Genomic DNA, 24,426 nt, shown 5'->3' on the forward strand with positions numbered 1-24,426 from the left:
AACGTGGGGCCGGTACGCAAGCAGCTCGGCATGCGCACGCTCTTCAACATGCTCGGCCCCATGCTGAACCCCGCCTGTCCCGATTATCTCATGATGGGCGTGGGCGATCCGAAGCAGGTCGAGCTCATTGCGGCCACGCTGCAGAAGCGCCCCTTCCACAAAGTGGCGGTGTTCAACGGCGCGGGCGGCTACGACGAACTCACCACCATGGGAAAGACGCGCGTCATTCTCATCGCCGACGGCGTCATGGACGAGGTGGTGTTCGATCCGGCGCTCTACGGCTTTGAGCCGTGCGAGCCCGAGGATCTGGAAGTGAAGAACAAGGAGGAGGCCGCCGCCGTGCTCCGGGATCTTCTGGCCGGACGCGGACCCCGCGCCATGCGCGACATGATGACGGTGAACGCGGCCTTTGCCATTTACATGCTTGAGGAGGACAAGAGCATGGAAGAGTGCGTGGCCATGGCCAGAAAGGGCGTGGCCGAAGGCGCGGGCATGAGGGTGCTGGCATGACGGGGCTCGAGAGATTCATCGAGGCCAAAAAGGGCGAGATTGCCGCTCTTGAGCGCATGGGCGCGGACGCCTTTGCGCCGTGGCGGGGCGCTCGTCCCTCATTTCGTCAGGCCCTTCTGGCCGGTGGCGAAGGGCCGCTGGCCGTGCTGGCGGAATACAAGCGGGCCTCGCCCTCGCGCGGCGTGATATGCGAGTCGCTGGAACCGGAGGACGCGGCCGTGCAGTACGCCGCCTCCGGCGCGTCAGCCCTTTCCGTGCTCACCGAGGAACGTTATTTTCACGGCTCGCTCTCCTATATCTTCCGCATGGCGTCTGTTCTGGAACGCACGGGGCACAGAGTTCCCCTGCTTCGCAAGGACTTCATCTTTCATCCGCTTCAGGTGGCGGCCACGCTGGCTTCTCCGGCCTCGGCCGTGCTGCTCATCGTCAGGCTCACGCCGGACGCGCGCCTTCTGCGCGAGCTTCGCGAACAGGCCGAGGCGGGAGGCGTGGACGCCGTGGTGGAAGTGTTCGATGAGCGCGACGTGGAGCTTGCGCGGGAGAGCGGGGCGCGCATCATTCAGGTGAACGCGAGGGATCTTGCCTCGCTTCGAGTGGACCGGCAGGCCTGTCTGAATCTTGCCGGGGCGTGCCCGCCGAAGGACGGCGAGCTCTGGATTGCGGCGAGCGGCATGAGCTGCCTCGGCGATCTGGAAGAGGCCGCGAACGCAGGGTTCACGGCGGCCCTTGTGGGCTCGGCGCTCATGAAGGACGGCTGCCCGGGAAAGGCGCTTCGGCGTCTTCTGCACGACGGGGAGAAGAGACGTGAGAATTAAAATCTGCGGCATGAGCGAACAGACGCTCATCGACGAGGCGGCCGCGCTCGGCGTGGATATGTGCGGGTTCGTGTTTCACGCCCCCAGTCCGCGCAACGTGACGGCGCGCGAGGTTGCCGCGCTCGACACGCACGGCATGAAGCGCACGGGCGTGTTCGTGCGGCAGAGCGCGGAGGAGATACGGGACATCGTGCGTGATGCGGGTCTCGATCTCATTCAGCTGCACGGCGGCCAGAGCGCGGAGTTTGCCGCACGCTTTCCCGCAGAGAAGGTCATCCGCGTGCTCTGGCCCGGAAATCATGCTTCAACGGCGGAGCTGCAGCGCGCCATAGACGCCTTTGCCGGAACCTGCGGCCTGTATCTTCTCGACGCGGGCATGGGCAGCGGCAGACAGCTCGACTGGCCTTCGCTCTGGACTCTCCGGTTCCCTCATCCGTGGTTTCTTTCGGGCGGGCTCGGGCCGGACAACGTGGAAAGGGCGCTTTCGGCCTGTTCTCCCGACGGGCTGGACTTCAATTCCCGACTGGAAATCTCCCCGGGGAAAAAGAGCGGGGAACTCATGGAAAGAGCCGTGGCCGCGGTACGCGCGCAGGAAAGGGCGCGTGGATGCCGGGACACGGACGTACAGGAAGGTGACGAACGATGAAAAAGGGATATTTCGGTGATTTCGGCGGGCGTTTCGTGCCCGAGCTGCTCATGCCTCCGCTCATGGAACTTGAGGAGGCCATGAAGGACATACTGCCTTCCGAGACCTTTCGGAAGGAGCTTGACGATCTTCTGAAGAACTATGCCGGCCGCGAGACGCCGCTCACTTTCTGTCCCGGGCTTTCCGAAAAACTCGGTTTCGAGCTGTGGCTCAAGCGCGAGGATCTTCTGCACACCGGCGCGCACAAGATAAACAACACGCTCGGTCAGGCGCTTTTGGCCAAACATATGGGCAAGACCTCGCTCATTGCCGAAACGGGCGCGGGGCAGCACGGCGTGGCCACGGCGGCTGCCGCGGCAAGACTCGGCATGAAGTGCACCGTGTACATGGGCGCGGAAGACGCCGAGCGCCAGTCCGCCAACGTGCGCAGAATGCGTCTTCTGGGCGCGGACGTGGTGGCTGTGGAAAGCGGTTCCCGTACGCTGAAGGATGCCATAAACGCCGCGCTTCGCGCCTGGATTTCCCTGCAGAAGACCACGCATTACTGCTTCGGCACGGCGGCGGGACCGTACCCGTTCCCCGATCTCGTCCGGGAATTTCAGAGCGTCATCGGCCGCGAGGCCCGCGCTCAGATGCTTGAGCGCACGGGAAGCCTGCCCGACTACGTGGTTGCGGCCGTGGGCGGCGGTTCCAATGCCATAGGCATGTTCTCGGCCTTTGTGCCCGATGCGTCGGTGAAGATCATAGGCGTGGAAGCTGGAGGCACGGGAGAGCCCGGCTGCATGCATTCGGCGGCCATCAATCTCGGCCGCCCCGGCGTGCTGCACGGGGAATACACCATGCTGCTGCAGGACGATGACGGGCAGATTCTGCCTTCGGGCTCCATTTCCGCGGGACTGGACTATCCGGGCGTGGGACCGGAGCATGCGCATCTTGCCGCCGCGGGACGCGTGAAGTACGCCGTGGCCTACGATCATGAGGCGCTCGACGCCTTTCAGACGCTCTGCCGTGTGGAAGGCATACTTCCCGCGCTGGAATCGTCCCATGCACTTGCGTATGTGCTGGCACACGCAGGAGACTTTGAGCCCGGCAGCCGCGTGCTGGTCAACCTTTCCGGCCGCGGCGACAAGGACATGGACATTGTGGAAAAGGCGCTCGGACTCTGAGCGACAAACGGCAGAACCGTGAAGGAACACACTATGCATATTCTGGAAAAAAAGATACGGGACGCCGCAGCCGAGGGACGCACGGCGCTCATTCCCTTTGTGACGGCGGGGTATCCGACCCCGGAAACCTTCTGGAACGTCGTGACCGAGCTGGACGCTGCCGGTTCGGACGTCATTGAGATAGGCGTGCCCTTCTCCGATCCCGTGGCCGACGGGCCCGTGGTGGAAGCGGCGTCGGTGAAGGCGCTTGAAAACGGCGTCACGCTGCACGGTATCATTGAGGGGCTGCGCGATCGCCGGGGAGCGTTCCGGGCCGGTCTCGTGCTCATGGGCTACATGAACCCCTTTCTGCAGTACGGGCTTGAGAAACTTGCCCGCGACGCGCAGGAAGTCGGCGTTCACGGCCTCATCGTGCCTGATCTGCCCTACGACGAGGCGGCCGACATGCGCGCGGCGCTCTCGGCGCACGGGCTGGCGCTTATTCCTCTGGTGGGGCCGAACACGAGCGAGGAGCGCATGAAGCTTTACGCGGACGTGTCGGACGCTTACGTGTACGTGGTGTCCGTCATGGGCACAACGGGCGAGAGAAAAAGCCTTCCCCCCGAAGTGACGGACGTGCTTTCCCGTGCGAGGCGCGTGTTTTCTCTGCCGGTGGCGCTTGGCTTCGGCCTGCGCGCTCCCGGGCAGCTGGCCATGCTGCCGGACGACTTGCGGCCAGACGCAGCAGTGTTCGGCAGCGCGCTTCTGCGCCACATTGCGGAGGGGAAGGCTCCTGCGGACTTCATCCGGGCGTGGCGGGCGTAACGGAACGCACTTTGCAAAAGGCCTCCCCTGCAAGGCATGGCAGAGGAGGCTTTTTCCAGCATTCGCCTGAAACGGCTTTTTTCGGAGGGGCGGCCCGGGCCGCCCTTTTTTACGGCTTGCGGTCTGAGAAGAGCCTGGTGAGTCCGGCGTCAAGCGTTGCTCCCGCCATGGCGCGCACGGAGGCCAGGAATGCGTCTGCGGGCAGACCCGGGCCTGCGGGCGTCTGCGCGAAGGAGCCGGGCAGAATGAGCGGCTCCTGCCTGAGCGCGGCCTCGGCCATGACGCTTTCATCGGTGCTCAGAAGGGCCGCGGTGGTCTGACACTGGAAGGAGGCCTGAACCATGCGCCCCTGCGGGGTGTCCCAGAGCCGGAACACGAGCATGGAGCCGGGGGGCGTGCTGTCTCTCGGGAACGGCGCGTTGTTCCAGTGCACCCCGAGCAGCCCTGCCACGTTGACGATGTTGGTGTCGTGCCCGGAGAGAATGACGAGATCGGCGTCATTGGCTTCCTTCAGGGGGGAGGTTCCGGCAAGTGCCTCTGTCATGAAGAGAAGAAGCGGCATGCCTTCCTGTCTGGCTATGGCGGGGAAGCGCTGAAGCGCGTTCTGCACGCGGGTGTGCACGGGCAGAAGATGCAGCGCGGTGGTGGGATTCACCAGAATGTCGCCGTGAGAGACCTGAGCGGGGGCCGGTTCCCAGCGGCTTCTGTAGGGCAGCGGCATGACGCCCGGTCTGTCGCTCCTCGGCGCAAGAATGATCTCTCTGGCCTTTTGTTCCACCGGCGTTCCCGGCCCCTTGGGCTGCGTGACGGGCACCTCAGCCGGAATGATCAGGGAGCGCTGCGGCCACTCCAGACTTTCCAGCAGGAGAACTTCCGCGGCGGTCGAGGCTATGGCGAGTCCGCCGCGGAGCGCGACGCCCTCCCGGGAGCCTGCCCGGGGAAAAATAAGGGATGTGGGAATGTCGCTCAGCGTGCAGGGGATTTCGCCCGGAGGGCAGAGCCTGGGAGAGGCCGGGCCGAGAATGGCGGAAAGTTCCGCCATGCGCCTGTCCATGTCGGAGCGCACGGCGGCAAGCTCTCCGGCAAGGTTTTCCCTTTCTCTTGCCGACAGATCGGGCGGGGGCATGAGGCCGCCCTGAACGGGATGAAAGAGCGGGTCCCGCGCCTTGGCTCCGGATGCGATGGTCATGCCGCAGCCCGGGGCCAGACCGTCGAGCATGGCCCCTGCCGTGGCAAGGGTGCGCTCCTCGTTGTCGGCGTAGATGAACACGCTGCCCTTCTGCGGACATTCGGAGGCGGGAAGCAGACCGTCGAAGGCCAGAGACTCCCGCAGGCCCGTCCATTCGCCTTCGATGAGCGCCTCGCCGCGATCCGTGAGATGGCCGGGGGCGACGCTCCAGCCCGGCCATTCATTGGAGCCCCAGGCGGAAAGCGTTTCCGGCAACTGCGTGGGCGAGCGCACGCCGTGGCGGCTCAGGGCCACCACCTTGAGGAGCCGGGGTGCGTTCACCCCGGAGGCGGCCTGCGCGTCGGAATGAGCGGGGAGAGAAAAGCTGAGAACGGCCGCAGCAAGGGCGGCAAGCACGGAAACGCGGCGCATGGCAAGCTCCTTTTCCTTTTTTTGAAAAAGTATGTCACGCGCTGCGGAGACGGGCAAGGATTTTGACGTTATAGCCTGACGCTTTCGGATTTTTGTCATGCCGGGCGGCAGTTCGCCCGGGGCAGCATTCGGAACGCTTCCGTTCGGAATGACGGCCGAAAGCAGGAGGCGGATGCGGCCGTAAGAAGCGGCAGACCTTTCATCCTCCGACAATCAGGCGGACTCTCGGAGGCGAAGCGCTGCGCCTGAAAAAAGCGCGCAGACACAGGCCGCCCGTCAGGGCGGTCCGCATCCGCGCGCGTTCAGTTGAAAGAAGGTGGGGCTACAGTCCCCGGGAAGGATCCCGCCGCTCCTCGACATCGGGGAAGAAGTCCGGGTCGTCCTTGTGTTCCTTGGAAACGTAGAAGGAGCAGAAGCAGGCTCCGTATTCGGCGATGTCGGCGTCGCGGTAGACGCACGGACAGATGATGTCGCTGTCCTGCTGCTTGTCCGCACAGGCCAGGCGGCACGGACAGCACATGTAGCCGTAGCGCTCCTTGTTGGCCAGCAGGCTTTCCGCCGTGCCGAGACAATGCTCATGGTCGGCGTGAAGGTAGTACCCCTTGGTTTCGGCGCATTTTGCCAGATGTTCAAGCAGTTGTTCCGGCGTCATGAAGCAGTGCCTCCTGCATGAGCTGTTTGCGGAATCCCACGATGACCTTGCCCCCGGGCACCAGAATCGTGGGGAACGTTCCGCGAGGATTGTAGGTACGCACTTTTTCCATGAGATCGGAACGCTGCGAGCCGGAATACTCGTCCAGATAGATGACAATGTAGTCTACATTGTTGGCATCAAGGAACTTTCTTGTGTTCTTGCAGTGCTGGCAGGTGGTGAGGGCGTACATGATGGGCTTTTCGGAAATGGGATTCATGCCGAGCGCATAGAGTTCCTGATCGCCCTGAGGCTTTTCGTTCTCGGACTTGGCGGAACCGGGCTCGGAGGATTTCTTCTTTCGCAGAACGAGGACCGCGATGATGACGATGACGACAACGGCGGCCAAGAGAGCGACGGTGGAATTCATGGAATGATCTCCTTGCAGGAATGCTCCGCCTGCGGCGGATGGGAAAAGTATGCTCCTTTTGAGAAAAAAAGCCAGAGGCAATGTGTTTGCGACGCAGAAAAAACGTACGTCGCGAAATCAGCCCCGGCTGAAGCCCCTGCCTCCGCGATCGTCGCGGCGGAATCCGGCCGGGCTTCTTTTTCTGCCGCCCTCCGTTCGGTGAGTGCGGCCGCCGTCGCGCTCCTGCCGGTCACGGCGCTGCCCGGGGCGATCACGACGCGGAGCCGGCAAGGTTCTTTTTTCCTCCCGCCCGTCGTGGCGGCGGCGCTCTTCATGGGGGCCCGGGGCGTGGCGGAAACGGCCGGGGGCGTCTTCCAGCGAAAGAATGACGGCGCGGGACTTCATGTCCCTTTCGCGGGTGACGCGTGCCTCGCAGAGCGCACCGGCGGGCAGATGGGAAGAGTCCGGAATGAGCGAAAGGCCGAGGGGCGAACAGGCATAGCGGGCACGGCCGGGATAGCCCGGAACCACGAAGGCGTCGGAAATGATGCGCGCGGCGACGCGGCGGTTTTCCGGCCGTTCGGGGGGCGTGAAGTTTTCTATTTCCTCAAGGCTCATTCTGCGCATGAGCAGGAAGGAGAGGCTGACGGAGTCCTTGTCGAGACCGGCGCGGGCGGAAAGGGTGCGCAGGGACTCGGGCGCGTGGTCGGCCGGGGCGTTCATATGACACCATGCCGTGGTGCGCCGGTCCAGCATGGGGCAGCTTCCGGCGTGAGGGCAGGGCGAAAGGGGCATGAAGAGAGGCGGCAGGCCGAAATCGTCCATGTCGTCGTCCCAGTCGTCTTCTTCCTCCCGGCGTCCCGCCTGCTCCTCGCGAAGGGCGAAGGCCGTGAGGTCCTCATATTCCGGTTCTTCCTCCACGCCGCCGAGAGCACTCTTGCGAAGGTGCGCCACAAGGCGTCCGCCCTGCCGCGTGCCCGGTTCCACGGAGAGAAGAAGGCCGTTTTCGCACAGCATTTCCGCCGAGCTTTCCAGAAGTTCGCGCATCCGGTCCGCCATCTGATGTCCGGGCTTTGCGCGGCGCTCCTCCATTTCGTTGAGCACGTTGCCCATGCTCATCATCCACAGGCTGCCGGGCTTTGCGTACACGCGGCGCGGGGCCTGCGTGACCGAGGCGCGCATGGTGCGCAGCGTCCAGGGATTTTCCGGGGAAAGTTCGGCGCGCAGCGCGTCGAAAATCTTCCGGCCGAGTTCCAGAATGTGGGGCGTTGTGTCGCTCGCAATGAGCGTGACGGGGCGCTCGCGAAGATCCGGGCGGGACATCCACAGCGCGATGGGCAGCGTGAGCGGGCCGCTGCCCATGTCGAGAATGACGGGCTCGTCGGGAATGCGTCCGAAGTCGAGGCCGGGCAGCAGGGCGGAAAGCCGTACGAGGTTCCAGGGCAGAAAGTAGCGCAGGTATGCCGAGGTGAGGCGCGGCGAGGTCCAGTACGGACGGGCGAGGGCGTTGCGTTCCGTGGTGAGCGTGGCGGAAAGGTCGCGGCAGGCCATGGCAAGGTCGCGCCTTTGTGCGCCGTTCATGGGCATGACGCTGTCGAGAATGGGAAACAGCCGTTCCAGCGCGCGCCGGGAAAAGCTGTCGGGAGCGGAAAAGAGAGGTTTCATCATGAAAAGTCCTGTGCGGAAAAAGGCTGCCGGAAGTTGCAGAAAGGGTGTCGTAAAGCCGGAGGAAAAGCAAGGCGAAAGTGAGGCGCGAAAAAAGGGCGGAGTCCGAAGATGCGGACTCCGCCCGAAAGGCTGCGTTTGCTGCCTGAAGGAGCGTCAGCCGGGATAACGGCCGGTGCGGGCCATTTCCTGAAGGTTGGCTATGCGTTCCTCCATGGGAGGATGGGTGCTGAACATGCGGCGCATGGTGTCGCCGGTAAGCGGCGATACGACGAACATGTTTTCCGTGGCCGGGTTGGCCTGCATGGGAATGTGACGGCTGTAGGCGTCGAGATTGTTCAGCGCTCCGGCAAGGGCCATGGGATCGGCGCAGTATTCGGCGCCCGAGGCATCGGCCATGTATTCGCGGCGGCGGGAAATGGCCATCTGAATGAGGGTGGCGGCCAGCGGGCCGAGAATCATCATGGCAATGGCGGCCAGGGGGTTGCTGTTGCCCTCCTCGTCGCGCGAGCCGCCGAAGATCATGGAGAACTGCAGCATGTTGGCTATGGCCGTGATGGCCGAGGCGATCACGCCTGCCACGGTCTGAATGAGAATGTCGCGATGGGCGATGTGCGCCATTTCATGCGCCAGCACGCCGCGCAGCTGTTCCGGCGGAAGAAGGTGCATGATGCCCTGCGTCACGGCAATGACGCCGTGCTCCGGATCGCGCCCCGTAGCGAAGGCGTTGGGCGCTTCCTGCGGCACGATGAAAAGGCGGGGCTTGGGCACGCCGGCTCGTTGGGCGAGCTCTTCCACTATCTGATGCACCATGGGCGCGTCTTCCGGAGCAAGCTCCTGCGCCCGGTACATGGAAAGCACGATTTTGTCGGAAAACCAGTAGCTTCCGATGTTCATGATGACAGCGAAGACAAGGGCGATGATGATGCCCTGACGTCCGCCGAGAGCGCTGCCCATGACGATGAGAACGGCGGAAAGGCCGGCCATGAGCAGAAGGGTCTTGAGTTGGCTGGTCATGTTTGCTCCTGTGTTGTGGTCATGAAGGCCATGCAGGAAAGAATAACCACGCTTTGCGTCCGTGCCAAGGGCGGAATGCTTGCAAATTGTTGCAGACGGCGGAAGAGACGGCGGCAGGAAAAAGGCAGCGAAACGCGCCGGGGAATATTCCCCGGCGCATCATGGCGTGCGGCGGAAAGGCGCGCCTCGGGCGTGCGGAAGGCCTGCGCCCCGTTCAGTCCGCGAAAGGCATGGCCGTCACGGTGCCCCGGCAGAAAACCAGGCTTTCCTTCCAGCCTTCGGCGGCGGCGCAGCGGGCGAGCGTGTCGAAGTTCCAGGCGACCTGTTCCGTGGCGTGGCTGTCCGACGCGAAGGTGATGGGCAGACCGAGGTTTCTGGCAAGCTTCAGAATCTTCGGGCCGGGGTAGACTTCACGGCAGGGCTTGCGCAGACCTGCGGAGGAAATTTCCATGGCCATGCCCGCGTCCCGCACGGCGGTGAGCGCGTCGCCTATGAGATCCATGCTTCCGGGCGCATCCAGCCAGCGATGAAAGTCCTCCACGGAGAAAATCTTGATGAGGTCGGGATGGGCCACGATGTTGAACAGCCTCGTTTCGGCCATGGCCTTCATGGTGCGGTAGTAGCGTGCATACAGGGCGCAGCGCTCCTCAAAGGAAAGCGGCGCCCAGTCGGCGGCGGCGGAATCAAAGCCCCAGCGGCCGAGGAAATGTATGCCCGCGATGAGATAGTCGTATTCATGGGCCGTCGTCATGTCGCGGAGGCAGGGCACTTCGTCCTCAAACCAGTCCACCTCGAGCCCGAGCAGCACGCGTATGCCGCGCGGGGTCTGCTCGTCCCGCAGCGCCGACACTTCGGCAAGATAGTCGTCAAAGGTGGCGGCAAGGTGCTCCCGGTACTCCTCGGGATAGTCGTAGCCCTCGGGTCTCGGCGAATGTTCGGAGAATCCCTGCACGATGAGGCCCTTTTCCTGCCCGGCCTCGAACATCTGCCGGACGCTGTCCCGTGCATGGGAGTGGTTGGTATGCGTGTGAAGATCGACTCGTATCATGGCTCATTCCTGCATGAGTGAAAGTTTTCGGGAGCATGATAGCGCAGGCAACTTCGGCCCGCAATGCGCGCACGGCGCCGCAGGCGTCCCCGGAACGGGGAAAAAGAGTGCGCCGTTTCCCCCGTCGCTCTTGCAGAAAGCTCATGGAAGGGATATGGTGAACAGGCATCGTTCGCCCGTTCAGGGTGAATCACAAGCACAGGAGAGCGTCATGGACTACCTTTTCTTCTTCGTCGGCATCATCGCGGTGATCTGCGCCCTTACCTACATCAAGAAGACCAGCCCCAACAGGCATCATTGATGCGGGTGCGGCGACAGCTTCGCCGCGTCTTTTCGGAACGTGTCCCGAACGGCTCTCCGTAACGGCGGAGCGTCGTCCGCGTCCGGTCGGAGTTCTGTCCGAGGCGCGGTCGGAGAAGCGCAGAGGGCGGTCTTCCGTTCTGATGTTCGTTGCTCTGCGGCGGATGTTCGTCCGCCGTCTTTCATGACGTCCGCGCTTTTAGGCACGGACGTTTTTCTTCGGGCCCGTTCGGATTCTCCGGTCCGACCACTTCCGGCGGAAACGTCATGCTGCACATCGTTCTCTATCATCCCGAAATTCCGCCGAACACCGGCAACATCGCAAGACTGTGCGCGGGTACGGGCACGCGTCTGCACCTCATCGAGCCTCTGGGCTTTGCCATTGACGACAGGCATCTGCGTCGGGCCGGGCTCGACTACTGGCCGCACGTCGACGTGTCCGTATGGCCCTCCCTCGACGCCTATCTTCAGGCGGACGGCGCGGGGCGAAGACTGATTTCCACCAGCGCGCGGGGCGGAAGCGACGTGCACCGCTTCGTTTTTTCTCCGAAGGACAGCCTGCTTTTCGGCCCGGAATCCACGGGCCTTCCCGCCGTCGTGCAGGCCCTGGCGGCAGAGCACGTGCGCATTCCGGTGAGAAGCTGCATACGAAGCCTCAATCTTTCCACTTCCGCAGGCATCATTCTCTACATGGCCCTCGCTTCTCTGAACGCGCTGGACGAGTGGCCGGCGTAATGCCGGGAAGTCAACGCGGCAGGACTTTTCTTCCGTTTTCTTCATGCCGTCAGGCGTCCCCTGCGCGAACAGATCCGACGTTCTGCGCATGCCGGGCGGGACGCGCCGTGAGGCAGGCGTTTTTTCCGGTCATCTCGAGGGAAGTTGCTTCATGGTCAAAAGCCGGCCTTTTGGCGGAGTCCGCAGAACAGAAAGGGCTTTTTGTTCTGCCGTCCGTCCTTTTGCCGATGGTGTGAAAAAGGGGGAGCGTCCATGTACGGCGTTCCCCCTGTCTGTTTCTGTCCGGCCTTCGACCGGCATCATCCGTCATGACGGGCGCTGGTTCTGTTCCTCCGGCAGGCACACGGCTTTCATCTGACGCAGATACTCTTCGTTTCTGGCAAGATAGAACGACAGCGGCGCGGCAAAGTTGCGCCCCACGAGACCATCCACCAGAAGCTGACTGACTTCACGTTCAAGCATGAGAATCTGCTGCATGCGCAGAAGCACCTGTCGTTCGCTTCGGGAAAAGCGGCGCAGGAAAAGGTCGAGCGCGTAGTTGGCCCGCGGCTGATAAAACCAGAAGTACATGAGATCGAGGGCGTTGATGACCATGTCGAGCCACAGACGGGGGTCGATGGCGTTCAGCGTGCGGGGAAGGGCGTCCGGCCGGGCGAGAAGGGACATGACGTTCTTTTCCGGGAAGAGTTCCTCGAGCTTGCCGTAGAGGGCGAGGGATTCGTGCAGGCGGCTTCTGTAGTCGGCCATGCGCCTGCGGATGTTGCTTTCCCTGTCCACAATGCCGTCCACGACGCCGATGACCGTATCGGAGGCGAGTTTGACCACGAACACGGCCGCGGCCGCCAGAGCTTCCGGACTGTCTCCCGAGGATGTAATGAGAAAAAGAAGAACGCCGTGGATGATCAGGGCGAGCGGCAGAGAGAGCAGCGTGCAGCCTGTGTCCGTGAGGATGTTTTTCATGGAGAAGCCGCGCATGAGATGGGTGGCTACCTTGAAGACGCCGCAGCAGCCCATGAGCGCGGCGTAGGTGGCGACGGGGGCGTTGACGGCGTTTATGCCCATGCCCTGTTCCAGAATGCGGCAGCGGAGCACGGGTTCGAGAATCACCACGGACAGGCCGTTGTACATGAGCGACACATACAGGCTGGACCAGCTTACGTAGCTTTTCCAGTGCAGCACCGAGGAACGGTGCAGCCCGCCGCTGCCGAGCACGGCCTGAAGAATGTTGCGCAGGCCGGAAATGAGAAACCAGAGCGGCGCGCCGAGCCATGCGAGCCAGCCCGTCTGGGTAAAGAGGAAGGAAAGCCACGCGGGAATGAAGCCCACGATGACGCGCAGGACATTGGCAAGCCCCGTATTGAGATAGCGGCTTTTCTCGAGCAGGCTTTCCCTGTTGTGATGCGCGGGCATGAAGCCGTTGGAGAGGCTGGAGTCCGTGCCGCCGAGCGTGATGATGTTGCCCTGCGTGGCGCTTGTGTCGGCCGTGGCTATGGAGCAGTTGCCGTCGTTGCACACCACGGTGTTTTCCGAAACGGGCGTCCATTCCGTGAGGCGGTTCTTGCCGAAATGGCGCAGTCCCGGGAGACGGCGCATGAACGAGACCAGACGGGAAGGTTCTTCTCCCGGAGCGTCGGAACTGTAGGTCACCTGTTCGAGCAGCTCGGTGCGCAGCGGCAGCAGAAGGTGGGCTGAACGACGGGGATCGTTGAGTTCTCTGCGGGCGCGCAGCGGCAGCGTTTCGGGATAGGCGAGCCCCATGCCGTAGCGATGTCCCGGGCGGCTCGTGGAGTCCGTGCCCATGGTGGCGCGAAGCTTGGCGGTCTGATAGTAGCCGCAGAGCACGGGAATGTTCTGCAGAATGATGCGCAGCTTGCGCACGCGCGGCGATTTCGGCGCGTCGGCGGAATGGAGCGTGGCGCTGCCGCGCGGCGTGCTGAAGCTGTCTTCCTCGGAAATGCCGGGTGCGGCTCCGGCCTCGCGCAGCATGCCGATGATGATCTGCTTGAGCCTCGGCACGCTGCCTTCATTGATGGCCCGCTGAAGTTCATTGATGGACTGCAGATGCTCCATGTCGCCGTTCTGCCAGTCCTTGAGATTGAAAAGTTCAAGGTGCGTGATGCGGCCCTGACAGTCCCAGAGCAGATTGAGCACGTCTTCGGCGGTGAGGCGCGCGAGGTTCAGGGTGATGCGGCAGCCGCTCTTGAGGTCGCACAGGCGCGTGAGCAGGTGCAGGGGCGTCTGATTGAGAAGATCCGGGCAGTCGGCGGATTCGCAGGCGTTCTGAAGCGTGGCCGTCCGGGGAAAGAGCTCGGGATCGTTCAGGCGGGTGAGTACGACTTCGGTGGTGAACCTGTCAAGCTCTTCAAGCGTATGCAGAAGCTCCGGACGCTGTTCGTTCGGGGTGTCGGGCGAGTCGAGCGCTTCGCGCACGTCGAGCGCGCGCTTTTCAAGCAGGGCAAAGAGTTTTTTGTGGATGAATTCGGCCAGATGCAGCAGCGAGGCCTGCCCGTGTCCCACAAAGATCATGAATTCATGCGGGTCGAGAGGCTCGGGCATGGTGTGCAGCAGGGGTGCAAGACGGGCGCGTTCGTTCTTGTTCCAGTCATCGAGCAGGCGAAGAAGGCGTTTTTCCAGCCAGCGCGTGGCGGCGCGGCCTTCGTTCATGAGCGTGGACATGGCCGGGGAGGACAGAAAGGCGATGAAGTCTTCGTCGTTGGTGAAGCCGCGGGGAATCCAGATGAGATCGACAAGACGTCCCATATGCGGCGCGTGGAAGAGCAGACCTATGCGTACGGTGATGCCCATGATGCGCGCGGCGCGTATGAGCTCGCTTGCCGCCTCGGGAGCGACGTAGTTGTAGTAGATGACAGTGAGCGAGCGTATGCCCTTGAGCCATGCGTCCATGATGAGGTGCGTGGCGTTCTTGCGCCCCTTGGTATTGGCGTCGTGTACGTGGTTGTCGAACACGGCCTGATTCCAGTCCTCGGGCATTTCGAGCATGAAGTAGCGGTGCAGCAGACGTCGTACCACGGCGTGACGACCGCTTGCCGCCTGCCGGAAGTCGTGAGCGAGACGGAGCTGTGTTTCAAAGTCGCCGTGGGCGCGCACGAGCTCCTTCATGAGCTGCACGAGCACGCGCCCGGTGTTGATGCGCAGCGACGTGCGCGCGATGACGAGCACTTCGTCGCGCAGGGCGGCCAGCGCTTCTATTCTGTCGTCGGCCCGGCCCTGGGAGAGCGTATCGAGCAGGCGCAGCACGGCCGAGGCCATGCGCAGCTCTACGGGAACGGCCAGCTCCATGATGCCGGAAGGACTGAGCTGGGGCATGAGGCTGGAAAGTCCCTTCTGGCTTTTCGTCACCGTCCTGTTGATCATGGTGAGAAGCTGATAGTCCTGAGGATCGAAGCGGATGGAGCGGTGTGTCATGGCGGTACCTGCGGCAGTGAAATGGGCTTTTCATAGTAGTACGACGTGCACCCGGACGCAAGGCGCAGGACGGGGAAAGCGGGGAAAGGGGTGGAAAATATTGCAGTCCAAAGAGCTGCGCCACAGTGCTTTTACAGAAGAAATCGCTTCATTATACAGACCGGCTTGACATAAATTCTGCCGGATGAGATAATCATGCCCCTATGAGACTTGTACGGGTATCGGCAGACGCCTTCAGCATGCCGGATTCCCGTCGTTTTCCTCCGCTCCCCGAGGCCTTCCGCAGGATGGACTTTCGGCTTGCCTTCGCGCATCGGAGCCGCGCCCCGTTCCGGGAGTGATCGCGGCGGGCAGAGGAAAAAGGGCGATTTCCGCTCCACGCAGCCAGGATCGCAGACGGATCGGTCGCGTGATTTCATCTCAACCCGGAGTCTGCATGACATCATCTTCCTCCCGAAGTCTGATGGCATTTGTCGGAGCATGGCTTTTGTGCCTGCTTCTTGCTCTGCCGTCGGCTTATGGCCAGGATGCCTCTTTCCAGTCGGGTGTGGCCTCATGGTACGGCCCCTGGCATCACGGAAAGTCTACCGCTACGGGAGAAGCCTTCGATATGTTCGCCATGACGGCGGCCCATCGCACGCTTCCCCTCGGCACACTGGTCAAAGTGGAAAACAAGGCCAGCGGCAAAAGCGTCATCGTGCGCATCAACGACCGCGGCCCCTATTCCAAAAACAGAATCATCGACTTGTCGTACGCGGCCGCCGACAGCCTCGGTCTTTCCGAGGCGGGCGTTTCCCCGGTGACCCTTGAAATTGTCGGAGACAGCAAGGGACATCCTCTGTTGCGGTCGCAGGCATTCTTCGTCAAGCTGGCGGAGACTCAGGTATCCTTCGACGCTGTGGCGCAGCAGTTGCGCCGGCTCATATGCCTGGGAATGTACGACGCGGCTTCTCTGCTGCATACGCGCGACGGCGTCATGGCCATCGGTCCGTATGCCAGCTTCCAGGAATCGCAGGATGCGCTGGTGCGCGTGGCCACTACCCACCCCGGCGCCAGCATCATGCTTGCGGAGAAAAACTCCATGGCCCCGGCCATTCAGGCCGTGGCCGAAAGGTAGGCGTCCGCCCCCGGAAAAGGCGGACCGCCCCGCGGCGCGTGAGAGACGCCGCATTCTGATGCGCGACGGCCCCCGGAGTCGAAAGACCCGGGGGCTTTTGTGCTGTCCGTCTCCTGCCGCAACGAACGGCAGCAACAGGTGGCGCGTCGTACTTGCCCGCTGGAGCGGTCTTCTTTCCTGCCGGCGGCGAGCCCGGCAACGGCCTCGGCGTTTTCCGGCGACAGGAAAGAAAACCGGCCTTTCCGGGCGTCGGCTCCTGCCGGCGTCATGAACATGAGAACGTAACATTTTTAATTATGTCGAATGTCGACTTTTTATTTCATAACACTTTGGAAGCATTGAAAAAGTAGTTCAAGATTGTACCGGTTGCGGCGTGTCCGGAAGGATAACATGAATCATTTTAAATAGTAATGATAATTATTACTATTTACAAAATGGTTTTACTGTGCCATGGTTTCGTCAGCCCAGGGCTTTGAAATGGTGATAACTGCACCCTGCGGTGCGCAAACCAGAGGAGAAAGCATATGGCTGACAGAAATGACTGCCTGACCACCGGCGCCGGCGCGCCCGTGGCCGACAACAATCACGCGCTGACTGCCGGTCCCCGTGGTCCCATGCTGATGCAGGATGTCTGGTTTCAGGAGAAGCTGGCTCATTTCGACCGTGAGGTCATACCGGAAAGGCGCATGCACGCCAAGGGTTCCGGCGCGTACGGAACGTTCACGGTAACGCACGACGTCACGAAGTACACGAAGGCGTCGCTTTTTGCACAGGTAGGCAAGAAGACGGAGGTGTTCGCCCGCTTTTCCACCGTGGCCGGAGAGCGCGGCGCGGCGGATGCCGAGAGGGACATCCGCGGCTTTGCCGTCAAGTTCTACACGGATCAGGGCAACTGGGACATGGTGGGCAACAACACGCCCGTGTTCTTCCTGCGCGATCCGCTCAAGTTCCCGGACCTGAACCACGTGGTCAAGCGCAATCCGCGCACCAACATGCACAGTGCCACGGACAACTGGGACTTCTGGACGCTTCTGCCCGAGGCCCTGCATCAGATCACCGTGGTTATGAGCGACCGGGGCATTCCGGCCTCGTACCGGCATATGCACGGCTTCGGCAGCCACACCTACAGTCTCATCAATGCGGACAACGAGCGTTTCTGGGTGAAATTCCACTTCAAGACTCAGCAGGGCATCAAAAACCTGACGGATGAGGAGGCGCAGGAGCTCATCGGCCGCGACAGAGACAGCCATCAGCGCGACCTTTACGAGCACATTGAAAAGGGCGATTTCCCCCGATGGACGCTGTATTTTCAGGTCATGCCCGAGCAGGACGCCGAAAAGCTGCCCTATCATCCGTTCGATCTCACCAAGGTCTGGTATCACAGGGACTGCCCGCTCATCGAGGTGGGCGTGCTGGAGCTCAACCGCAACCCTGAAAACTACTTTGCCGAGGTGGAGCAGGCGGCCTTCAATCCCGCCAATCTGGTGCCCGGCATCGGCGTTTCTCCCGACAAGATGCTTCAGGGGCGGCTCTTTTCCTACGGCGATGCGCAGCGCTACCGCCTCGGGGTCAATCACAACATGATTCCGGTGAACCGGCCCCGCTGCCCGTATCACAGCTTCCACAGGGACGGCGCCATGCGCGTGGACGGCAATTACGGCAGCTATACGAGTTATGAGCCCAACAGCACGGGAGCATGGCGGGAGCAGCCGGAGTTTGCGGAACCGCCGCTCAAGATCAGCGGCGACGCGGCCCGCTGGGATTATCCCTGCGACGACGCGGATTACTTCGAGCAGCCCGGAAAGCTCTTCCGGCTGATGAGTCCCCGGCAGCAGGAGGCTCTTTTCGGCAACACGGCCCGCGCGCTCGGGGACGCGCCGAAGGAAATCAAGCTCCGGCACATACGACACTGCTTCAAGGCTGATCCGTCCTACGGCATCGGCGTGGCGCGTGCCTGCGGCATTCCGGAAGAAGAAATATGAAGTTCGGCCTTCGTTTGCTGAGCGTTGAAGGGGCGGATGCAGTCCGTCTCTGACGGCGGGAGAGCAGAGAAGGCCCAAAAAGGGCGGCGCGTTCGGCACCGGTTCGCCGCCTTCCGCAAAAAAGCCCCCGGATTTCCGGGGGCTCCGTCGTTTTCAGGTGGAGCCTCTGCTCAGCAGCGGTGCGCCTCTTCCCGTTCGGCAAGCGGCGGGAAGAGCTCTCCGGAAAGTGCTTCGGCGGCGCGCAGCGCGCTGCCCCGACTGCCGCAGCGTGCGCGCAGCTCTTCAAGGTCGCGGATGATTTCCTCGAGCTTCTGCGGATGATTGAGCCAGTCTTCCACGCGCCTTGCCATGGGTTCGGGGTCGGCCTCCTTTTCGATGTGTTCGGGAAACACGGTACGGTTCATGATGAGGTTGGTCAGGCTGATCCACTTCACCTTGATGACGCGCAGCGCGATCTGATAGGAGAGCGGCGACACCTTGTAGGCCACGAGCGTGGGCACGCCCGCAAGACCCGTTTCCAGCGTGGCCGTGCCGGAAGCAGCCATGATGCACTGAAAGGTGCGCATGAGGCGATAGCGGTCGCCGCCGTCGTGCATGACGAGGGGCACGTCGCTGTTCCACAGCGAGCGCAGGTATTCTTCGGAAAAGTTGGAAGAGCGCACGCAGTGAAATTCAAGGTCGGGAAACTTCTGCACAAGAAGGCTCGCCGCTCCCGCAAAGGCAGGCATGAGGGAATCCACCTCCTTGCGGCGGCTGCCGGGCATGAGCCCTATGCGGTGGGGAACGGGGGCGACGTCCCGTATGCCCTCGTAATTCACAAGATCCACCAGAGGGTTGCCCACGTACGTCACGTCCATGCCGTGGGCACGGTAGAAATCCACCTCAAAGGGAAGAATGGAGAAGATGCGCCGGACGTGTTCCTTCAGGAATTTTACGCGGCCCGTGCGCCACGCCCACACCTTGGGAGGAATGAAGTAATACACGGGAATGCCGAGCGCGTGGGCTATTTTCGCCACGCGGAAGTTGAACTCCGGCGCGTCGATGAGCAGCACGGCGTCGGGCCGCACGCGCGTCATTTCCCGGCGTATGCGGCGCAGAAGGCCGAAGATGCGCGGCAGGCTGGTGATGACCTCCACGATGCCCATGACGGAAAGTTCTTCCACGCGCAACAGGTTTTCCTGTCCCGCGCGGGCAAGGTTGTCGCCGCCCATGCCCACCACGCGAAGGTCGCCTTCCGGAGTGATGTCGCGCAGGGCGGAAAGCAGCGCGCCGCCCTGAAGGTCGCCGGAAATTTCACCGGCATTGATCCACAGTGTTTTCATGGGAATCCTCGTTTTCGCTTCCGGCAAAGCGCCGGAGGGCAGGATAGAAGGCGTTGATGAGCGCACCGGCAGCCAGCGTGAAGATCAGGCGGAAGCCGAGCAGTCCCCAGAGACTGCCGCCCACGAGGGTGAGCAGCAGGGTGTCCTCGATGAGGGAGTGGGAGAGCCCCAGAAGGGAAATGGCGCAGAGCGCGTCCTGACGGGAAAGCGTGCCCTGCTGGGCGTTTCTGATGAGTATGCCGCTGCCGTAGAGCAGGCCCATGGTAAAACCGATGATGACGATGGAAACGGCCTTCGGAGAAATGCCGAGCAGGCGGAGCAGGGGACCGAGCAGACGTCCGAGCAGGTCGGAAATGCGGAAGGCGTCGAGCAGACGCTGAAGCAGCATGACGGCGCAGATGATGACGTACATTTCCGCGAGCGTTTTTGCCTGCTGAATGAACCATGCGCCAAGGGAGCTCGTGGCTCCGGCGGAAAGAAGTATGGTCGCCTGCTCCTGAAGCAGACCGAATCCGTCGAGAACAAGATGCAGCAGAAAGGCCGCCAGAATGCCCGAGCCTGAACGTAGAAAGAACTGAAAGGCCATGGACACGCCGCACTGACCGGCAATGCGCACCTCGAGAATGAGACTGTGGGCGATGAGCACGAGCACGCCGAACACGGTCATCTGCGCGACGGTGAGTTCCGGCAGCTGGGGCAGAAGGGCAATGAGCACCATGAGACCGGAATACATGCTCACAAGAATGCACGACATCCAGGCAAGGCACATTTCCGCAGGCAGTCCCACAAGTTCCATGACGGGGCGAAGCGGCAGGGACACGTACGGGATGAGTCCGCTTTCCTCAAGCAGCTTGACGAGAAGCACGATGGGTATGAGAAAGCGGAAGATGCCGAGGGCGACTCTGTGGCCGTCGCGCCAGCATTCCGCAAGCTGAGTGAAAAGCGTAGTCATGGGCAAGATCCGTACGTGAGGCGTATTGGGGGCTGAACAGACAGAAGGCGCGGCGGAAAGGGCGTTTGCAGGCCGGGATGAACCGCAGGAAAGGTGGGCCGTGTTCAGGAAAAGCCAGCCCCTTCGCTCTGCCGGGAGAGCAGTGCCTTTGTCCTTCAGGAAAAAAAGCCGCGCGGGAGCGTGACAGGCTCTTCCGCGCGGTTCTGCGCCGGAAGGGCGGGCTTCCGGTCGCCGGGAGGCGGAGACGCTTTTCGGAGCGCTCCGCCGGGAAGATGTTACTTGTCGCGGTCGAGATAGCCGTAGCGGGCGGAGACGCCGTCGGTACGGCTCACGATGCGGTCGGTCACTTCGTCCACGGTGTCCGGCGTGACGATGCCGAGATCGCGTACAAGGTAGTATTCCATGGATCCTTCGGACAGGGCGAGGGTCCACACCACGGCATACACCGAGCCTACGCCGGGACGGGAGGGAAATTCCGACGCCGTGGACAGCAGAATGCGGAACTTGGCCTCTCTGGTGGGATTGGCCGGGTTGGTGCTGTTGATCTTTTTCTGCAGGCTGTTGAAGAGGGCCACGCCTATGCTGTCGTTGCCTTCAAATTCCACCACAACGGGGGTGCGGCGTTCCGCCTTTTTGGGGGCCTCGTCGGCGGCGAGGGCGGCGGAGCTCAGAAAGAGGCTGGCAAAAAGGGCGAGCGAGGTGAACAGACGGGAAGCTTTCATGCAATCTCCCTCGGCTGAAAGTCAGCCGTATCTGCGCGGATTTTGCGCGGTGTGAGCCGGAGGGCCGGCAATGGGGCAGGAAACTAGAAACCTTCTTCCAGGGGCGGCCAGATGAGCGCCGTGTCCGGCTGCGGGGCGAGCGGGCGGCCGGAGGGAGAGAGCAGAACGCGGCGTCCGTCGAGACGGAGCCGGTCTTCGGCCAGCCATTCGAGGGCCTGCACGTAGATGCGGTGCTCGAACACGTGAATGCGGTTCAGGAGCGCCTCGTCGTCCTCGTCCTGACGCACGGGCAGCGTCGCCTGAACGATGATGGGGCCGCCGTCCATGACGGGATCCACGATGTGCACGGTGCAGCCGCTGAACTTCGCCCCGTACTGCCAGGCGTCGCGCGCGCCGTGCGTGCCGGGAAAGGCGGGAAGCACGGCGGGATGGACGTTGAGCACGCGACCGGGGAAGGCGTCGAGAAACGCGGGGGTGACGAGGCGCATGTAGCCGGCAAGGGCCACGGTGTCCACGCCTGCCTTCCTGAGTTCCTCCACCATTCTGAGATCGAAGGTCTCGCGGTCGGGGAACGTCTTGTGGTCGAGGCACAGATGGGCGATGCCGTGTTTTTTGGCGCGTTCGAGCACGGGTGCGCCCGGACGGTTGGCAATGATGATGCGGATGTCCGCATCGAGCCTTCCGGCCTCTGCGGCGTCGATCATGGCCTGGGCGTTGGTGCCGCTGCCCGAGGCGAGAATGCCGAGCTTGAGGGTCATGCGCGCTCCTTGTGCGCAAACGCGGCGCACACGGCGTCCACCATGGCGGGAATGGTGAAGGTTTCCGACTGAATGTCGGGTTCAATGCCGAGAGAACGCATGGTCTCTGCGGTCACGGGGCCTATGGCGGCAAAGCGCACGCCGTCATGTTTCTTCAGCTCGTCCAGAGGAATGGAGGCAAGGAAGTTGCGCACCGTGGAGGAGGAACCGAAGGTTACGCAGTCAAGTCTGCCTTCTTCGAGGGCTTCCATCACCTTGTCGCGGTTTTCCTCGGAGGGCACGTTTTCGTAGGCGGCAATGACGTCCACTTCGGCTCCGGCCTCGCGCAGGGCACGGGGCAGCACGTCGCGGGCTTCCCTTGCGCGGGGCAGAAGCACTCTCTGCCCCTTCATGCCAAGCTCGAGCATGGCCTTTGCCACGCCTTCGGCCACATAGGAGGAGGGCACGAGATCGGCACGTATCCCCATGGCTTCCACGGCCTTCGCCGTGGCCGGGCCTATGGCCGCCACCTTCACGGAGCCGAGGGCACGGGCGTCAAGTCCGAGCGCGGCAAGGCGCTCACGGAAGAATCGTACTCCGTTTACCGAGGTGAACACGACCCAGCCGTAGCGGGAAAGATGACCGACCGCCTCATCGAGTTCGGCATAATCGGGCATGGGCACGATTTTGATGGTGGGGAACTGAATGACGCGGGCCCCCTTTTCGGCCAGGAGTGCGGCGCTTTCGCTCGCCTGCTCGCGTGCCCTTGTGACCACCACGGTGCGGCCGAACAGCGGCTTTTTCTCGAACCAGTCGAGCTTGTCCTTGAGGCGCACCACGTCGCCCACCACAATGATGGAAGGATTGCTGAAGCCCTCACGCACGGCGGCGTCGGGCAGATCGGCCAGCGTGGAGGCAAGGGAGCGCTGACGGTTCGTGGTTCCCCAGTACACCAGAGCGGCGGGCGTGTTGCCGTCCATGCCTGCTTCCATGAGCTTGGCCGCAATTTCGGGCAGGTTCTTCATGCCCATGAGAAAGACCAGCGTGGAGGCGCTGCGGGCCAGGGCGTTCCAGTTGTGCACGGAGCCGGGCTTGGTGGGGTCTTCGTGACCGGTGATGATGGTGACCGAGGAGGACCAGGCGCGGTGCGTGAGCGGTATGCCCGCATAGGCCGGGCCGGCTATGGAACTGGAAATGCCGGGGATTTCCTCGAAGGGAACGCCGGCGTCCACAAGTTCCTCGGCCTCTTCGCCGCCGCGGCCGAAGATGTAGGGATCGCCGCCCTTGAGGCGCGCGACCACCTTGCCTTCCTTCGCCTTGGCGATGAGAAGCTTGTTGATGTCGCCCTGCTTCATGGCGTGATTGCCCGCGATCTTGCCTACATAGATGAGTTCGGCATCGGGCCGGGCCAGGGCGAGGAGCTCCTCGCTGGAAAGATAGTCGTATACCACGACGTCCGCTTCAGAAAGAACCTTTCTGCCTTTGCAGGTGAGCAGGCCGGGATCGCCGGGGCCTGCGCCGATGAGATAAACGTACATCCGTCCTCCGGGTCTTGAATTCAGGCGCAGTGTACTTATTAATAGGTTAGGGAGCAAGACCTTCCTCGGGCCGTCCCCTTCGCGTTGTGACCCTGAGAAAGTTCTTGCCGGTGCAGGCTTGTTTTTTTGCGCCTGCTGGTGTAATCTTCATCAGCTTTCCTCCGGTGCATCCTTGCGCCGGTCCTGCCGCTCCGGCCAAGGCTTTTTGCCGGGAGAAGCGTATAATTTCCTTATGCTTCTATCCGTAAGAGGGCGTTGCGGCGGCGGTATGGAAGCGTGGTGCGGAAATGATGGCCGGGGCAGATTGCCCCTGTCAGGATGCAAGTTGGCGGACAACGCGACAGGAGACAACCATGAGCATCTTTTTCTACTGTTTGGCCTATGTGGCAGTTATAGCCTTCGTGGCCGTGGCTCTGATGAGAATCATCGGCTATCTCAAGAAACCTCAGCATCTGCGCTGGGAACTGTATCCCGTGGCGCATGAAGACCCTGAAAAGGTCGAATACGGCGGCAGCTACCTTGAAAACACCGAATGGTGGAAGGACAAGCATCGCAGCTGCATGGTCGGCGCCCTCAAGGGCTTCCTCATCGAAGCTCTGTTCCTCAAGGCCGTGTGGGAACACAACCGCACGCTCTGGGTGCGCACCTATCCCTTCCACATCGGTCTGTATCTGCTCATCGGCGCCATGGGCATGACTGTGCTTTCCTCCCTCGGCATGCTTGCCGGAGCCGAAGGCTTCGTGACCTTCTGCACCGTCGTCACCGTGCTTTGCGACGTGTTCGGCTTTGCCGGCATCCTGTTCGGCGCCGTCGGCCTCATTCAGCGCCGTCTGTGCGACAAGGGTCTGCGCAAGTACACCACCAACGAACACTTCTTCAACCTTGGCCTCTTCGGCATCTACGGCCTCTTCGGCCTCATGCTCTGCCTCGGCCACGGCGTGTATGATTTCGCCCTCATGGGCAACAGCTTCATCTACGGCATGTTCACCTTCACCGCCATGGAGCTGACTCCCCTCTACGTGCTTTACCTGCTGCTCGGCTTCTTCATGTTCTTCTGGGTGCCCTACAGCTTCCTCGGCCACCTGTTCATGAAGTACTTCACCTGGCACGACATCCGCTGGGGCGACGCTCCCGCCGTCAACAACCCCAAGCTGCAGAAGCAGATTGCCAACAACCTGAACCTGCCCGTCAGCTGGCGTGCCCCTCATGTTCAGGGTGATGGCAAGAAGACCTGGGCAGAGGTTGCCACTTCCAACCCCGAGAAGCAGGATTAAGGAGCCGCAC

At 62.3% G+C, this 24,426-nt stretch carries 20 protein-coding genes and 1 pseudogene; 9 read left to right on the forward strand and 12 right to left on the reverse strand.

Annotated elements, in window-relative coordinates:
* From Q0J81_RS02065 to trpA, 5 genes and pseudogenes are all read left to right on the forward strand, one after another.
* Window positions 1-510 (forward strand): annotated as a pseudogene (locus Q0J81_RS02065) (anthranilate phosphoribosyltransferase); the annotation flags it as partial.
* Complete coding sequence (locus Q0J81_RS02070) at window positions 507-1,325, forward strand: indole-3-glycerol-phosphate synthase (RefSeq protein WP_294445766.1); 819 nt, start codon at window positions 507-509, stop codon at window positions 1,323-1,325. The pseudogene Q0J81_RS02065 and the gene Q0J81_RS02070, both read left to right, overlap by 4 nt.
* Complete coding sequence (locus tag Q0J81_RS02075) at window positions 1,315-1,971, forward strand: phosphoribosylanthranilate isomerase (RefSeq protein WP_294445767.1); 657 nt, start codon at window positions 1,315-1,317, stop codon at window positions 1,969-1,971. The genes Q0J81_RS02070 and Q0J81_RS02075 overlap by 11 nt, the downstream gene beginning before the upstream one ends.
* Window positions 1,968-3,137, forward strand: coding sequence for a tryptophan synthase subunit beta (gene trpB, locus Q0J81_RS02080; RefSeq protein WP_294445768.1), 1,170 nt, complete (start codon window positions 1,968-1,970; stop codon window positions 3,135-3,137). Before Q0J81_RS02075 ends, trpB begins: the two co-directional genes overlap by 4 nt.
* Before the next feature lie 33 nt (window positions 3,138-3,170).
* Entirely contained in the window at window positions 3,171-3,941 is a 771-nt protein-coding gene (trpA, locus tag Q0J81_RS02085; protein WP_294445769.1) for a tryptophan synthase subunit alpha, read from the forward strand.
* A gap of 109 nt (window positions 3,942-4,050) precedes the next feature.
* Here the strand turns inward: trpA and Q0J81_RS02090 are convergent, their stop codons facing one another.
* From Q0J81_RS02090 to Q0J81_RS02115, 6 genes are all read right to left on the reverse strand, one after another.
* Window positions 4,051-5,541, reverse strand: a complete 1,491-nt coding sequence (locus tag Q0J81_RS02090; protein WP_294445770.1) for a histidine-type phosphatase — start codon at window positions 5,539-5,541, stop codon at window positions 4,051-4,053.
* Between the two features lie 322 nt (window positions 5,542-5,863).
* Entirely contained in the window at window positions 5,864-6,193 is a 330-nt protein-coding gene (locus Q0J81_RS02095) for a ferredoxin-thioredoxin reductase catalytic domain-containing protein (protein ID WP_294445772.1), read from the reverse strand.
* On the reverse strand, window positions 6,171-6,602 hold the full coding sequence (locus tag Q0J81_RS02100; protein WP_294445773.1) for a glutaredoxin family protein: 432 nt from the start codon (window positions 6,600-6,602) through the stop codon (window positions 6,171-6,173). Before Q0J81_RS02100 ends, Q0J81_RS02095 begins: the two co-directional genes overlap by 23 nt.
* Window positions 6,603-6,719: 117 nt before the next feature.
* Window positions 6,720-8,249, reverse strand: coding sequence for a hypothetical protein (locus Q0J81_RS02105; protein ID WP_294445774.1), 1,530 nt, complete (start codon window positions 8,247-8,249; stop codon window positions 6,720-6,722).
* Window positions 8,250-8,402: 153 nt separating this feature from the next.
* Window positions 8,403-9,263, reverse strand: coding sequence for a zinc metalloprotease HtpX (locus Q0J81_RS02110; RefSeq protein ID WP_294445775.1), 861 nt, complete (start codon window positions 9,261-9,263; stop codon window positions 8,403-8,405).
* Window positions 9,264-9,477: 214 nt separating this feature from the next.
* Window positions 9,478-10,311 (reverse strand): histidinol-phosphatase, encoded by an 834-nt coding sequence (locus Q0J81_RS02115; protein WP_294445777.1) that lies wholly within the window; start codon window positions 10,309-10,311, stop codon window positions 9,478-9,480.
* Window positions 10,312-10,881: 570 nt separating this feature from the next.
* Here Q0J81_RS02115 and Q0J81_RS02120 point away from each other — a divergent pair.
* Window positions 10,882-11,346 (forward strand): tRNA (cytidine(34)-2'-O)-methyltransferase, encoded by a 465-nt coding sequence (locus tag Q0J81_RS02120; RefSeq protein ID WP_294445809.1) that lies wholly within the window; start codon window positions 10,882-10,884, stop codon window positions 11,344-11,346.
* 306 nt (window positions 11,347-11,652) lie between these two features.
* Here the strand turns inward: Q0J81_RS02120 and Q0J81_RS02125 are convergent, their stop codons facing one another.
* A complete protein-coding gene (locus Q0J81_RS02125; RefSeq protein ID WP_294445778.1) occupies window positions 11,653-14,772 on the reverse strand; it encodes a hypothetical protein in 3,120 nt (1,039 codons plus the stop codon).
* 436 nt (window positions 14,773-15,208) lie between these two features.
* Here Q0J81_RS02125 and Q0J81_RS02130 point away from each other — a divergent pair, with 436 nt between their 5' ends.
* Together Q0J81_RS02130 and Q0J81_RS02135 are read left to right on the forward strand one after the other, a co-directional pair.
* Window positions 15,209-15,889, forward strand: a complete 681-nt coding sequence (locus Q0J81_RS02130; protein ID WP_294445779.1) for a septal ring lytic transglycosylase RlpA family protein — start codon at window positions 15,209-15,211, stop codon at window positions 15,887-15,889.
* A 524-nt stretch (window positions 15,890-16,413) separates the two neighbouring features.
* On the forward strand, window positions 16,414-17,871 hold the full coding sequence (locus tag Q0J81_RS02135; protein WP_294445780.1) for a catalase: 1,458 nt from the start codon (window positions 16,414-16,416) through the stop codon (window positions 17,869-17,871).
* Window positions 17,872-18,041: 170 nt separating this feature from the next.
* On the opposite strand, the gene lpxB is transcribed toward Q0J81_RS02135, so the two are convergent.
* The 5 genes from lpxB to cobA all read right to left on the reverse strand — a co-directional run bounded on the left by lpxB (window position 18,042) and on the right by cobA (window position 23,142).
* Window positions 18,042-19,193 carry a lipid-A-disaccharide synthase gene (gene lpxB / locus Q0J81_RS02140; protein WP_294445781.1) on the reverse strand — a complete coding sequence of 384 codons (1,152 nt, stop codon included), beginning with the start codon at window positions 19,191-19,193 and terminating at the stop codon, window positions 18,042-18,044.
* On the reverse strand, window positions 19,165-20,145 hold the full coding sequence (locus tag Q0J81_RS02145; protein WP_294445782.1) for a nucleoside recognition domain-containing protein: 981 nt from the start codon (window positions 20,143-20,145) through the stop codon (window positions 19,165-19,167). Before Q0J81_RS02145 ends, lpxB begins: the two co-directional genes overlap by 29 nt.
* 275 nt (window positions 20,146-20,420) lie before the next feature.
* Complete coding sequence (locus Q0J81_RS02150) at window positions 20,421-20,867, reverse strand: hypothetical protein (protein WP_294445783.1); 447 nt, start codon at window positions 20,865-20,867, stop codon at window positions 20,421-20,423.
* 83 nt (window positions 20,868-20,950) lie between these two features.
* Window positions 20,951-21,625, reverse strand: a complete 675-nt coding sequence (gene purN, locus Q0J81_RS02155; protein ID WP_294445784.1) for a phosphoribosylglycinamide formyltransferase — start codon at window positions 21,623-21,625, stop codon at window positions 20,951-20,953.
* A complete protein-coding gene (gene cobA / locus Q0J81_RS02160; protein WP_294445785.1) occupies window positions 21,622-23,142 on the reverse strand; it encodes a uroporphyrinogen-III C-methyltransferase in 1,521 nt (506 codons plus the stop codon). Before cobA ends, purN begins: the two co-directional genes overlap by 4 nt.
* A gap of 353 nt (window positions 23,143-23,495) precedes the next feature.
* On the opposite strand from cobA, the gene Q0J81_RS02165 reads away from it, so the two are divergent.
* On the forward strand, window positions 23,496-24,416 hold the full coding sequence (locus tag Q0J81_RS02165; RefSeq protein ID WP_294445786.1) for a respiratory nitrate reductase subunit gamma: 921 nt from the start codon (window positions 23,496-23,498) through the stop codon (window positions 24,414-24,416).
* Window positions 24,417-24,426 lie beyond the last annotated feature (10 nt).

Source organism: uncultured Mailhella sp. (assembly GCF_944324575.1).
GTDB lineage: Bacteria > Desulfobacterota > Desulfovibrionia > Desulfovibrionales > Desulfovibrionaceae > Mailhella.